Below are 12,258 nucleotides of genomic sequence, written 5' to 3'. Positions count from 1 at the left end.
CGACGACCGCGCGGACGCTGCGCCCGAGCAGTTCCCGCTTCAGGAACAGCAGGACGACGATCGGGTACGCGCCAGCGTAGATGATGCCGTCGGGCCGGGTCAGCGCGGCGAGCATGGCGATCAGCCCGGAGCCGACGGCGACCTGGGTGCTGAGCAGCCGGCCGCCCTGGACCGCGCGCAGGATCAGCACCGCGAGCGCGGCTACGGTCAGCGCGTAGAACGAGTTCTCCAGCCCGGAGAAGCACCAGATCACGAACGACGGGATCGCGGCGAGCACGGCCCCGGTCAGGAAGGTGACCAGCGCCGGGCGGCGGGTGAGCGTCTTGGCGCCGAAGTAGAACAGGACGAGGACGCCCAGGCAGCACGCCAGCGCGAGCGCCTTCGGGAAGAGGATCTGGTCGTTGATCCCGAACAGCGTCCCGTGGTCGAACAGGCCGACGAGCTTGCCGAGCGCGAGCAGCACCATCCACGTCGGGTTGGAGTACCCCTCGACGGGCGAGGCGCCGGGCTGCAGCACCGGCCCGAAGCCGTCGGCGACGTTGCGCGAGTAGGCGAAGGTGATGGCGGCGTCGTCGATCAGCCAGTGCCCGTAGAAGGAGGCGTGCACGGCGATCAGCGCGGTCCCGCCGAGCACCGCGGCGACGGCGGCGAGCTTGGCCCGCCAGGTGCTCGTCCCGGTCCTGGTGCCGACCGGCCGGGGCGGTTCCGGCGCGGTGTCCGCCGTCGGTCTCGTCTCGGTCGTCTCCGCCACGCTCATCCGCAGGTTCTCCCCCGTCTCGGCCCTCGGGTCAGGCGAACAGGGCGTCGAGTTTCGCCCGTACCCGGTCGAGGTCTTCGCTGTACTTCAGGACGGCCCCGAGCGTCCGCGCCGCGGTGGCCGCGTCCAGCTCGTCGCGCTCGAGAGTCATCAGGGCTCTCGCCCAATCGAGTGACTCCGCTACTCCGGGTGGCTTAAGCAGGTCCATCTCGCGGAGCCGATGCACCGCTTCAGCGATCTGCCGAGCCAGAACTTCACCTATCCGAGGGATCCTACGGCGCAGGATCATGACCTCCCGAACCAGGTCCGGGTGTTCCAGCCAGTGGTAGAGGCACCGCCGCTTGAGCGCGTCGTGCACCTCCCGCGTCCGGTTGGAGGTGAGCACCACGAGCGGCGGCTGCGCGGCGCGGACTTCGCCGTACTCGGGGATGGTGACGGCGTTCTCGTCGAGCAGCTGCAGGAGGAAGGCTTCGAACTCGTCGTCGGCGCGGTCGATCTCGTCGACGAGCAGGACGCACGGCGCCTTGAGGGCCTGCAGCAGCGGCCGGGCGAGCAGGAACCGTTCGGTGTAGAGCGACCGCTCCGCGGCCTCGACGTCGAGGTGCCCGTCCCCGGCGGCTTCGAGGGCCCGGAGGTGCAGGAGCTGGCGGGGGAAGTCCCATTCGTAGAGCGCCTGTGCGGCGTCGATGCCCTCGTGGCACTGGAGCCGGACGAGCGGCCGCTCGAGCGCGCTGGCGAGCGCGAGGGCGAGCGAGGTCTTGCCGGTGCCGGGTTCGCCTTCGCAGAACAGCGGCCGCCCCATCTTGAGGGCGAGGAACCCGGCGGTCGCCAGCCCGTCGTCGGCGAGGTAACCGGTCCCGTCGAGCGCGACGGCGAGTTCTTCAGGCGAGGCGAGCAAGTCGGTCACGCAGTCGATCGTAGGCGGCGGTGGGACGGGCGTCAGGACGGCGACTGCCCGGGAAGGTCGGCAGGGCGGTCGACGTCGCGGCCGTTGCCGAGGTCGGCGCACTCGATCAGGTTGAGGTCCGTGCGGGTGGCGAGCCAGTCGCGGGCACCCCGGTCGCCTCGCGCGGTGGCGGCAATCTCCGGCCACCAGTCGCGGCCCAGGAGGACGGGGTGGCCGGGGGTTCCGTGGTAGGCCGCGCGGGCGATCGATCGGGGGGTCGCCTCGGCGGTGACGCGGGTGAGGATTTCTGGGCCTATCCAGGGGAGGTCGACCAGGTGGACCAGCGCGGCTACCGGGCCGTCGGTTTCGGTTAGGGCGGTCAGGCCGGCCCGGAGGGAGGCGCCCATGCCGGTTTGCCAGTCCTCGGAGTAGACCGCTGCCGTGGGGTCTGGGAGGAGGGGGCGGACTTGGTCTGCGGCTGCGCCGAGGACCACGCGGATGGGGGTGCAGCCGGCTTCGGTCAGGGTGCGCAGGGCTCGGCGGACGAGAGGCTCGCCGTCGAGTTCGGCGAGGGCTTTGGGGCCGCCGAAGCGACGCCCGGCGCCGGCGGCCAGGAGGAGACCGGCGACCTGCGGGGCGGTGCCGGTGGCTGCGTGGTCAGCCATGGGCTCGGCCCGGGGCTCCGATCGCCAGGTCCGCTTCGATCGCGCGTGCTGTCTCCAGGAGCGGGGGGACCAGGTTTTCGCGGACCGACTCCGCCGTCGTGCGGCTGGCGTGGGTGGACAGGTTGACCGCCGCCACCGTGCGGCCCTTGCGGTCGTGGATCGGGGCTGCGACCGAGCGGAGGCCTTCCTCCAGCTCCTGGTCGACCATCGCCCAGCCCTGGTCTGCGACCTTCGCCAGCTCGGCGCGCAGGGGGTTGGGCGAGGTGACCGTGTGGTCGGTCAGGCGGTCGAGCTTCGCCACCAGGAAGTAGGCCTCCAGCTCCGCCTTGCTGAGGCCGGCCAGCAGGACGTGGCCCATCGATGTCGCGTGCGCCGGGAAGCGGGTGCCCACGTTGATGCTGACCGTCATGATCCGCGACACCGCCACCCGCGCCACGTAGACGATGTCCGTGCCCTCGAGGACCGAGACCGAGCTCGACTCGTGAACCGTCGCGGACAGGCTTTCGAGGTGCGGCTGCGCGACTTCGGGCAGCGTCATGCTCGACAGGTACGAGTACCCCAGCTCCAGCACGCGGGCCGTCAGGGAGAAGTACTTGCCGTCGGTGCGGACGTAACCGAGGTCGGTCAACGTCAGCAGGAACCTGCGCGCCGCGGCTCGGGTGAGGCCGGTCGCGCGGGCCACGTCGCTGAGGGTCAGCTCCGCCGCGCCCGCGTGGAAGGCCTTGATCACGGCCAGGCCGCGCTCCAGCGACTGCACGTGGTGGGCACCACGGTGCGCCGGCTCGCTTTCCAGCTCGGCTTCGATGGGCCTCCCCGCGTCCATGACCGGCACCCTATCCGGCGTCGGCCGGGCGGGCGCTCGGCTCGCCGAGCTCGGCGAGGGTGCGCTGCGCGATGGCGAACGCCGCGTTCGCCGCCGGTGCGCCCGCGTAGACGGCCGTGTGCAGCAGGACCTCGCTGATCTCCGCCGCGGTGAGGCCGTTGCGAACCGCCGCGCGGACGTGCATCGCCAGCTCGTTGTGCGCCTGCAACGCCGTCAGCGCCGCCAGTGTCACGCAGCTGCGCGTCCGGCGGTCGAGGCCGTCGCGGGACCACACCGAACCCCACGCGCCCTCGGTGATGTAGTCCTGGAACGGGCGGCTGAAGTCCGTCGTGCCCGCGACCGCGCGGTCGACGTGCTCGTCTCCAAGCACTTCGCGCCGCACCTTCATGCCCTGTTCGTGGCGGTCCGTCACGCTCGCTCCAAGTGGTCGAGGATCAGCCGGGTGAACTCCTCCGGACGCTCGTAGCTGCCCAGGTGCGCCGCGTCCGCGACCACCTCCAGCCGCGCGCCCGGGATGCCTGCCGCGATCAGGTCGGCGTGCCCCTCCGGCGGGGTCGCCGGGTCGTCCGCGCCCGCGATCACCAGCGTCGGGGCGGTGATCTTCGGCAGCGCGTCGAGCTGGTCCATCCGCTCGATCGCGCCGCAGCAGGCCGCGTACCCCTCGGCGGGGACGCCGGCGATCATCGACCGCAGGTACGCGGCGCGGTCCGGGTGCCGCTCGGCGTAGCCCGGGGTGAGCCAGCGGGCGACGCCGGCCGCCGCGACCGCGGCCGTTCCCTCGGCGCGAACCTTGGCGGCCCGCTCCACCCACATCTCCGGCGGGCCGAGCTTCGCGGACGTGCAGCACAGCACCAGGCTCGCCACCCGGCCGGGCGCGTGGACGCCGAGCCACATGCCGGTCATCGCCCCGAGCGAAAGCCCCACCAGGTGCGCCCGCTCGACCTCGAGCTCGTCGAGGAGCGCGAGGACGTCGGCGCCCAGGTCGTCGAGTTCGTACGGGCCCGGTGGCACCGGTGAGGCGCCGTGGCCCCTGGTGTCGTAGCGGACCACCCGGAAGCCGCGTTCGAGCAGCGGCACCACCTGGGGCTCCCACATCCGGAGGTCGCTGCCGAGCGACCCGCCGAACACCACCACCGGCCCGTCCTCCGGGCCTTCCACGACCCGGTGCACCCGCACGGCGCCCACGCTGCCTCCTCCGTTCATACCGCGAAGAACACCGTCTCGCCGTCGCCCTGCAGGCGCACGTCGAAGCGGTAGCCGTCGTCCGTCTTGGCCGCGATCAGGGTGCCGCGCCGCGCCGCCGGAACGGTCGCCAGCACCGGGTCCGCGGAGTTGTCCTGGTCCTCGAAGTAGATCCGCGTGACGACCCGGTTGAGCAGGCCGCGCGCGAACACCGACACGTCGATGTGCCGGGCCTGCGTGGTGCCGCCCTCGCCGGGGACCACGCCGGGCAGGAGCGTGAGGATCCCGTACGTGCCGTCCGCCTCGGTCGGGCAGCGGCCGAAGCCGCGGAACTCGCCGTTCGTCGCGCCGCGCGGGTCGTCCGGGTGGCAGAATCCGCCGTCCGGATCGGCCTGCCACGTCTCGATCATGGCGTCCGGGACCGGGTCGCCGTTGCCGTCGCGGACGGTGCCGCGGATCCAGAACGCTCCCTGCGTGCCCTCGGGCACGACGTGCGGGCCGTCGGGCCAGGGCAGCCCGATCGACAGGTACGGGCCGACGGTCTGGGACGGGGTGGGGAGCAGCCTGGTCATTCGTCCTCGTCCTCTTCCTCTTCGAACACCGACGCGTCGCGCCCGCGCAGCACGATGTCGAACTGGAACCCGAGCGCCCATTCGGACTGGGTGATCTCGTGGTCGTAGCGCGAGACCATCCGCTGCCGGGCCTTTTCGTCCGGGATCGAGTTGTAGATCGGGTCCTGGAAGAACAGCGGGTCGTCCGGGAAGTACATCTGGGTGACCAGCCGCTGCGTGAACGCCGAGCCGAACACCGAGAAGTGGATGTGCGCGGGGCGCCAGGCGTTGTCGTGGTTCTTCCACGGGTAGGCGCCGGGCTTGATGGTGGTGAAGGTGTAGCGGCCGTCGCTGTCGGTCAGGGTGCGGCCGACGCCGTCGAAGTTCGGGTCGAGCGGGGACGGCCAGCGGTCGCCGGTGTGCCGGTAGCGGCCGCCCGCGTTCGCCTGCCAGATCTCGATGAGCGAGTCGCGCACCGGACGGCCGTCGCCGTCGAGGAGCCGGCCGGTGACGATGATCCGCTGCCCTTGCGGTTCGCCCTCGTGCTGACGGGTGAGGTCGTTGTCGAGCTCGTTGAGGCGGCCCGGGCCGAGCAGCGGGCCGGTGACCTCGGTCAGCATCTGCGGGAGCAGCACCAGGTCCTGCTTGGGGTGCCGCAGGGCCGTGGAGCGGTAGCCGGCGGAGTCCAGCGGCGGGTGCGTGCCTTCGGGGTCCTGCCCGTAGCGCGGCAGCCTGAATTCGGTCGGAGTGGCCACGTCTGTTCTCCTTCTACCGGCCTTCGAGGACGACGGCCAGGCCCTGGCCGACGCCGATGCAGATGGCGGCCAGACCCCAGCCCCCGCCGCGGCGGTGCAGGTCGTGAGCCAGGGTGCCGAGGATCCGGCCGCCCGAGGCGCCGAGCGGGTGCCCGATGGCGATCGCGCCGCCGTGGGTGTTCACGATCTCCGGGTCGAGGTCCTTCCAGTCGCGCAGGCAGGCCAGCGACTGGGCGGCGAAGGCCTCGTTGAGCTCGACCGCGGCCAGGTCGTCCCAGCCGATGCCGGCGCGCTCGAGCGCGATCTCGGCCGCGCGGACCGGGCCGATGCCGAAGACGTCCGGGTCGACGCCGGCCGCACCCCGGCCGGCGATGCGCGCGAGCGGGGCCTTGCCCAGCCGGCCGGCCGCGGCTTCGTCGCCGAGCAGGAGGGCCGAGGCGCCGTCGTTGAGCGGGGAGGCGTTGCCCGCCGTGACGGTGCCGTTTTCCGTGCGGAAGACGGGCTTCAGCTTGGCGAGCTTCTCGGGGCTGGAGTCCGGGCGGATGCCTTCGTCGCGGGCCAGGTCGACGCCTTCGACCGGGACGACCAGGTCGTCGTAGAAGCCTTCGTCCCAGGCCTTGGCGGCGTTGACGTGGCTGCGCGCGGCGAAGGCGTCCTGCTCGTCGCGGCCGATGCCGTAGCGCTCGGCGAGCAGTTCGGTGGACTCGCCGAGGGAGATCGTCCAGTGCGACGGCATCGCCGGGTTGACCATGCGCCAGCCGAGTGCGGTGTTGTAGAGGGTCTGGTTGCCGGCCGGGAACGCCTTTTCGGGCTTCGGCATGACCAGCGGCGAGCGGGTCATCGACTCGACGCCGCCGGCGACGACGAGGGAGGCGTCGCCGACCGCGATCGCGCGGCTCGCCTGGATCGCCGCGTCGAGACCGGAGCCGCAGAGGCGGTTGACGGTGCTGCCCGGGACGGTCGTGGGCCAGCCGGCGAGGAGCGCGGCCATGCGGGCGACGTTGCGGTTGTCCTCGCCCGCGCCGTTCGCGTCGCCGAGGGTGACTTCGTCCACTGTGGACGGGTCGAGGTCGTTGCGGGCTTGGAGGGCTTTGAGGACACCGGCGGCGAGGTCGTCCGGGCGGACGCCGGCCAGTGCCCCGCCGTAGCGGCCGAACGGGGTGCGGATCGCGTCGAGGATGTAGACGTCGGTCATGCGCTCGCCTTCCGGCTCGGGGATGCGGGGGTGGTCGCGTGGGTCGAGGGTGCCACGGGTGCGGAGCTACGACGCGATGGCGCCGGGTCGGCAAGCGGGGCCGCCTGGTGCGCCGGGGTCCGCGTGGTCATGCGCTCGCCTTCTCCAGGTCTCGGAGCACCTGCAGCTCCTCGTCGGTCGGGGCGGGGGTGGCCTTCAGGTCCTCCGCGACCTTCAGTTTCCACCCCGTCGCCGCCACCACGCGCTCCAGCTCCACGCCCGGGTGGAGTTCGGTGAGGGTGAGCTCGGCGGTCTCCGGGTCGGGGCGCAGCAGGCCCAGGTCGGTGACCACCAGGGTCGGGCCCTGGCCGGGGAGGCCCAGGCGCTCGCGGTCGCCCTTGCCGGTTCCGTGGCCGAACGAGGTCACGAAGTCGACCTTCTCCACGAACGCGCGGGGGTTCTGGCGCAGGACGATGAACACCTCGCCGCAGGAGGCCGCGATCTCCGGGGCGCCGCCCGCGCCCGGGAGGCGGACCTTCGGGTCGTGGTAGTCGGAGCCGATGACCGTGGTGTTGATGTTGCCGAACTTGTCGAGCTGGGCGGCACCGAGGAAGCCGACGTCGATGCGGCCCGGCTGGAGCCAGTAGTTGAACACCTCGGGGACGCTCACCACGGCGTCGGCGGTGTCAGCCAGCTCGCCGTCGCCGATCGAGAGCGGGAGGCGGGAGGGTTTCGCGCCGAGGCAGCCCGATTCGTAGATCAGGTTGAGGTCCGGGGCGTGGGTGCGGCGGGCGAGGTTGGCCGCTTTGCTGGGGAGGCCGATGCCGACGAAGCAGGACTTGCCGCCGGCGAGGGCGCGGGCGGCCGCGACGCTCATCATCTCGTCGGCGGTGTACTCGGTGCTCATGCCTTCACCCCGGTCAGCTCGTTCAGCCACTTCGTGAACTCCTCGCGGTCGCGGCCCACCGCGTCCCAGGCCTGGTACGCGGCGTTGTCGCGCTCGTAGTAGCCCGCCGCGTACGACGGCTTCGCGCCGCCGGGGACCTCGGAGACCGCCGTGACCGCCCAGGACGGGAGGACTACCGCGCCGGGGCGGGGCTCCAGTTCGTCGACGATCTCCTCGACCGTCACGATCGAGCGCTTCGCCGCCAGGACCGCCTCCTTCTGGACGCCTGTGATGCCCCACATCTGGACGTTGCCGGCCCGGTCGGCGCGCTGGGCGTGGACGATCGTGACGTCCGGGTTCAGCGCCGGGACCGCGGTCAGCTGCTCGCCGGTGAACGGGCACGTGATCGGCTTGATCGTGTCGGTCTGGGCCGGCAGGTCCGTTCCCGTGTAGCCGCGCAGGACCGCGAACGGGAGGCCGGACGCGCCCGCGACGTAGCGGTTCGCCATGCCGGCGTGGCTGTGCTCCTCGATCTCCAGCGGGACCGGCCAGTCGTGCTGGACGGCGTCGCGGAAGCGGTGCAGCGAGCCCACTCCCGGGTTGCCGCCCCACGAGAAGATCAGCTTGCGGGCGCAGCCCGCGCCGATCAGCTGGTCGTAGACGATGTCCGGGGTCATCCGCACCAGCGTGAGGTCACGCTTGCGCTGCCGGATGATCTCCTGCCCGGCCGCCACGGGGATGAGGTGCGTGAAGCCCTCGAGCGCGACGGTGTCCCCGTCGTGCACCAGCCGGGCCACGGCCTCGTCGAGCGACAGCAGCTCCGCCATCACATGCTCCAAACTGTTCGCATCACGCACACTCGTTCTGCAGCCGAACATAGCACGCTCGCCGGGCCCCGGACCAGACGTCTTCCGCCCAATGGATGACGCAACGCACGTCGAAGGGGACTTTTCCCGCCGTTCGCGGGGAAGAAGTCACGGGGTATCTCCTGAGCCGCTCTCGGCTCTGCGAGGCCTACGCTCCGGATCATGTCGCTCGTCGAACACGACCCCGCGCACCGGCTCTGGCTGCTGCGCACCCCGGACAGCTCGTACGCCTTCCGGCTCGACGCCGACGACCGGCCGCGGCACGTCCACTGGGGACCGCCGCTCACGTTGGCCCAGGCCACGCAGGTCGCCGCGCACCGCAACCCGGCCGACAGCAGCTTCGACGAGCCGGGCGACGAGCGGCAGGAACTCCCGGCCGAAGGCGGCGCGTTCTTCGGCGTCGCGGCCCTGGCCGTGCGGTACGCAGACGGGACGTCGGCGCTCGAGTGGCGCTACGACGGCTTCGCGATCGAGGACGGAACGCTGGTCGTGCGGCTCGCCGACCGGCACTACCCCCTGCGGCTCTCGCTGCACTACCGCGTCCGCGGCGACGTCGTCGAACGCTGGACGTCGCTGCGCGCGGACGAGCCGGTTTCCTTGCTGCGCACGGATTCCGCGGCGTGGACGCTCCCCCGCCGCGACAACGCCCGGCTGTCGCGGACGTCTGGCGCGTGGAGCGCGGAGTACGGCGTCCTGCGCGAAGCCCTGCCGGTCGGCGAGACGACGTTGACCAGCCGGCGCGGCCTGTCGAGCCACCAGGTCAACCCGTGGGTGATGCTCGACGCCGGCGACGCCACCGAGACGTCCGGCGAGGTCTGGAGCACCGCGCTCGCCTGGAGCGGCAGCTGGCGGATCACCGTCGAGCGCACGCACACCGGGCGCGTCACGTGGACCGGCGGGTTCGGCCACGAGAACGTCGCTTGGACGCTGGAACCGGGCGAGACCTGGGAGACGCCGGTGTTCGCCGGGCTCTACGCGGCCGACGGCTTCGGCGGCACCAGCCGGCGCTGGCACGCCTACGTCCGCGAGTACGTCCAGCCGCACCCGGAGGAACTGCGGCCGATCGTCTACAACTCGTGGGAAGCCACCGGCTGGGACGTCGACGAAGCCACCGAGACGTCCCTCGCGGCGGCCGCGGCGAAGCTCGGCGCCGAACTGTTCGTCATGGACGACGGCTGGTTCGGCGCGCGCACCGGCGACACCGCCGGGCTGGGCGACTGGACCGCCAACGAACAGCGCTTCCCGGCCGGGCTGCGGCCGCTGGTCGACGCCGTTCACGCGCACGGCATGCGGTTCGGGCTGTGGGTCGAGCCGGAGATGGTCAACCCGGACAGCGACCTCTACCGCGCGCACCCCGACTGGGTGCTGCACATGGCGAACCGCTCGCGGACGACGCTGCGGAACCAGCTCGTGCTGAACTTCGCCCGCCCCGACGTCGCGGACTGGGCGCACGAGTGGCTCGACCGGCTGGTCGGCGAACACGGCATCGACTACCTCAAGTGGGACATGAATCGCGCCTTCACCGAAGCCGGCTGGCCCGGCGGGGCGGCCGGGCGCGTCTGGGTCGGCCACGTCCGCGCGGTGCACGCCATCCTGGACCGGCTGCGGGCCGACCACCCCGCGCTGCGGATCCAGGGCTGCGCGGGCGGCGGCGGGCGCACCGACCTCGGGATCCTGGCCCGGACCGACGAGATCTGGGCGTCGGACAACACCGACGCGGCCGACCGGATCACCATCCAGCACGGCTACGGGCAGCTCTACCCGGCGGGCACGATGTCGGCCTGGGTCACCGACAGCCCGAACCCGGCGACCGGCCGCGAAGCGCCGCTGAGCTTCCGGTTCCACGTCGCCATGGCGGGCGTGCTCGGGCTGGGTGGCGACCTGCCCCGCTGGTCCGCCGCCGAACTCGCGGAAGCGGCGGAGCTCGTCGCGCTGTACAAGGAGATCCGGCCGGTCGTGCAGCACGGCGAGCTGTACCGGCTGGCGGACCCGGCGACGTCGGCGCTGACCGCGGTGCAGTACGTGCTGGGCGGCGACGTGGTCGTCTTCTTCTGGCGGCGGCCCGCGGAGTTCGCGCGGCCGTTCACGCCGCCGCGGCTCGCGGGGCTCGACCCGGCGGGGCGCTACCGCGACTCCGGCGGCGTCGTGCACGACGGCGCGGTGCTGCTGAGCCACGGCCTCGACGTCGATTTCCCCGGCAGCGGGTACGCGAGCGCGGTGGTGCGGCTGACCAGGGTCTGATCGCTCTTTCCCGCAGTCCACTTCGGACACGTGGCCGTCCGGGGGTACTAGGCTGTCGGCGTGGCCAAGATCGTGGTGACCAGGTGGATTCCCGACGACGCGGTGAAGCTCCTCGCCGAAGCGGGCGACGTGGTGGTGTCGCCCGCCGACCGCCCGCTGACGCCTGACGAACTGCACGAGTTCGTGGCCGGCGCGGACGCCGTGGTCGGGATGCTGCACGACCGGCTCGACGGCGCGTTCGCCGACGCCGCGGGCCCGGACCTGAAGGTGGTCGCGAACGTCGCGGTCGGCTACGACAACGTGGACGTGCCGGCGCTGGCCGCACGCGGGATCGTCGTCACGAACACGCCGGGCGTGCTCACCGACGCGACCGCCGACCTCGCCTTCGGCCTGCTGCTCGCCGTCACGCGGCGGCTCGGCGAAGGCGAACGGCTGCTGCGTTCGCGCACGCCGTGGTCGTTCCACCTCGGCTTCCTGCTCGGCTCGGGCCTGCAGGGCAAGACGCTCGGCATCGTCGGCTACGGCCAGATCGGCCGCGCGGTGGCGAAACGCGCCGAGGCGTTCGGCATGGAGATCGTCCACTCCGGACGGTCGAACCCGGATTCCGTTCCCTTCGAAGAGCTCCTGGCGCGCTCGGACGTCGTCTCGCTGCACTGCCCGCTGACGCCGGAGACCCGGCACCTCATCGACGCGGCCGCGTTGCGCGCCATGAAACCCGGCGCCTACCTGGTGAACACCACGCGCGGCCCGGTCGTCGACGAAGCCGCGCTCGCGGACGCGCTCGAAGCCGGGGAGATCGCCGGCGCCGCGCTCGACGTGTTCGAGAAGGAACCCGAGGTCGAACCGCGGCTGCTCGGCCGCGACGACGTCGTGCTGAGCCCGCACCTCGGGTCCGCGACGGTCGAAACCCGCACCGCGATGGCCGTGCTGGCCGCCCGCAACGTCGCGGCCGTGCTCGCCGGGCGGACCCCGCTGACGGAGGTGAAGCCGTGACCAGGGTCGTGATCGCACCCGACAAGTTCAAGGGCAGTCTCACCGCGGTCGAGGCCGCGGAAGCCATCGCACTCGGCGTCCGGGATGCCCTGCCGGACGCCGAAGTCGTCTCGTGCCCGGTCGCCGACGGCGGCGAAGGCACCCTGGACGTGCTCGAAGCGGCGGGGGCCCGGATCGTGCGGCTGTCCGTCCGCGGCCCGCTCGACGAGCAGGTCAAGGCGCGGTACGCGGTGCTGGACGGCACGGCGTACATCGAATCGGCGCGGGCGTGCGGGATCGAATTCGTCGACCCCACCCCGGAAACCGCGCTGGCCGCGCACACCTGGGGCGTCGGCGAGCTGCTGATGGACGCGCTGATGCACGGCGCTCGCCGGCTCGTCCTGACCGTCGGGGGCACGGCCAGCACCGACGGCGGCGCGGGGATGCTGGGCGCGCTCGGCGCCGGCGTGCTGGACGCGTTCGGCGCGCCGGTCGGGCTG

13 protein-coding genes and 1 pseudogene are annotated in these 12,258 nt (G+C 72.5%); 3 read left to right on the top strand and 11 right to left on the bottom strand.

The features are described from left to right. The 11 genes and pseudogenes from G3I65_RS46740 to G3I65_RS46690 all read right to left on the bottom strand — a co-directional run. A pseudogene (locus G3I65_RS46740) lies at positions 1-757 on the bottom strand (hypothetical protein); the annotation flags it as partial. Between the two features lie 31 nt (positions 758-788). Next, the gene (locus G3I65_RS46735) at positions 789-1,664 is read right to left on the bottom strand and encodes a MoxR family ATPase (RefSeq protein ID WP_163046873.1); all 876 of its coding nucleotides are present in this window, start codon (positions 1,662-1,664) and stop codon (positions 789-791) included. Between the two features lie 32 nt (positions 1,665-1,696). Continuing rightward, positions 1,697-2,308 carry an NTP transferase domain-containing protein gene (locus G3I65_RS46730; protein WP_160701813.1) on the bottom strand — a complete coding sequence of 204 codons (612 nt, stop codon included), beginning with the start codon at positions 2,306-2,308 and terminating at the stop codon, positions 1,697-1,699. After that, the gene (locus G3I65_RS46725) at positions 2,301-3,131 is read right to left on the bottom strand and encodes an IclR family transcriptional regulator C-terminal domain-containing protein (RefSeq protein ID WP_160701812.1); all 831 of its coding nucleotides are present in this window, start codon (positions 3,129-3,131) and stop codon (positions 2,301-2,303) included. Before G3I65_RS46725 ends, G3I65_RS46730 begins: the two co-directional genes overlap by 8 nt. A 10-nt stretch (positions 3,132-3,141) precedes the next feature. Continuing rightward, a complete protein-coding gene (gene pcaC, locus G3I65_RS46720; protein ID WP_160701811.1) occupies positions 3,142-3,543 on the bottom strand; it encodes a 4-carboxymuconolactone decarboxylase in 402 nt (133 codons plus the stop codon). Further along, positions 3,540-4,334 (bottom strand): 3-oxoadipate enol-lactonase, encoded by a 795-nt coding sequence (gene pcaD / locus G3I65_RS46715; RefSeq protein ID WP_160701810.1) that lies wholly within the window; start codon positions 4,332-4,334, stop codon positions 3,540-3,542. Before pcaD ends, pcaC begins: the two co-directional genes overlap by 4 nt. Next, complete coding sequence (gene pcaG / locus G3I65_RS46710) at positions 4,331-4,885, bottom strand: protocatechuate 3,4-dioxygenase subunit alpha (RefSeq protein ID WP_160701809.1); 555 nt, start codon at positions 4,883-4,885, stop codon at positions 4,331-4,333. The genes pcaD and pcaG overlap by 4 nt, the downstream gene beginning before the upstream one ends. Further along, positions 4,882-5,619, bottom strand: a complete 738-nt coding sequence (gene pcaH, locus G3I65_RS46705) for a protocatechuate 3,4-dioxygenase subunit beta (RefSeq protein ID WP_160701808.1) — start codon at positions 5,617-5,619, stop codon at positions 4,882-4,884. Before pcaH ends, pcaG begins: the two co-directional genes overlap by 4 nt. A 13-nt stretch (positions 5,620-5,632) precedes the next feature. Next, on the bottom strand, positions 5,633-6,814 hold the full coding sequence (locus G3I65_RS46700; protein WP_160701807.1) for a thiolase family protein: 1,182 nt from the start codon (positions 6,812-6,814) through the stop codon (positions 5,633-5,635). A gap of 127 nt (positions 6,815-6,941) precedes the next feature. Further along, entirely contained in the window at positions 6,942-7,700 is a 759-nt protein-coding gene (locus G3I65_RS46695; RefSeq protein WP_160701806.1) for a CoA-transferase subunit beta, read from the bottom strand. Further along, positions 7,697-8,506, bottom strand: coding sequence for a CoA transferase subunit A (locus G3I65_RS46690; protein ID WP_160701805.1), 810 nt, complete (start codon positions 8,504-8,506; stop codon positions 7,697-7,699). Before G3I65_RS46690 ends, G3I65_RS46695 begins: the two co-directional genes overlap by 4 nt. A gap of 201 nt (positions 8,507-8,707) precedes the next feature. On the opposite strand from G3I65_RS46690, the gene G3I65_RS46685 reads away from it, so the two are divergent. The 3 genes from G3I65_RS46685 to G3I65_RS46675 form a co-directional block, all read left to right on the top strand. Then, positions 8,708-10,786: an alpha-galactosidase gene (locus tag G3I65_RS46685; RefSeq protein ID WP_160701804.1), complete on the top strand. Its 2,079-nt coding sequence runs from the start codon at positions 8,708-8,710 to the stop codon at positions 10,784-10,786. A 60-nt stretch (positions 10,787-10,846) separates the two neighbouring features. Further along, positions 10,847-11,779: a D-glycerate dehydrogenase gene (locus G3I65_RS46680; RefSeq protein ID WP_160701803.1), complete on the top strand. Its 933-nt coding sequence runs from the start codon at positions 10,847-10,849 to the stop codon at positions 11,777-11,779. Beyond that, positions 11,776-12,258 (top strand): glycerate kinase (locus G3I65_RS46675; protein ID WP_160701802.1); only part of this gene is annotated, 483 nt, incomplete at its 3' end. The genes G3I65_RS46680 and G3I65_RS46675, both read left to right, overlap by 4 nt.

The sequence above is a fragment of the Amycolatopsis sp. SID8362 genome, assembly GCF_010550475.1.
Lineage (GTDB): Bacteria > Actinomycetota > Actinomycetes > Mycobacteriales > Pseudonocardiaceae > Amycolatopsis > Amycolatopsis eburnea.
Note: the sequence above shows the minus strand (reverse complement) of the source record. Positions and strands in the feature narration are given on the sequence as shown.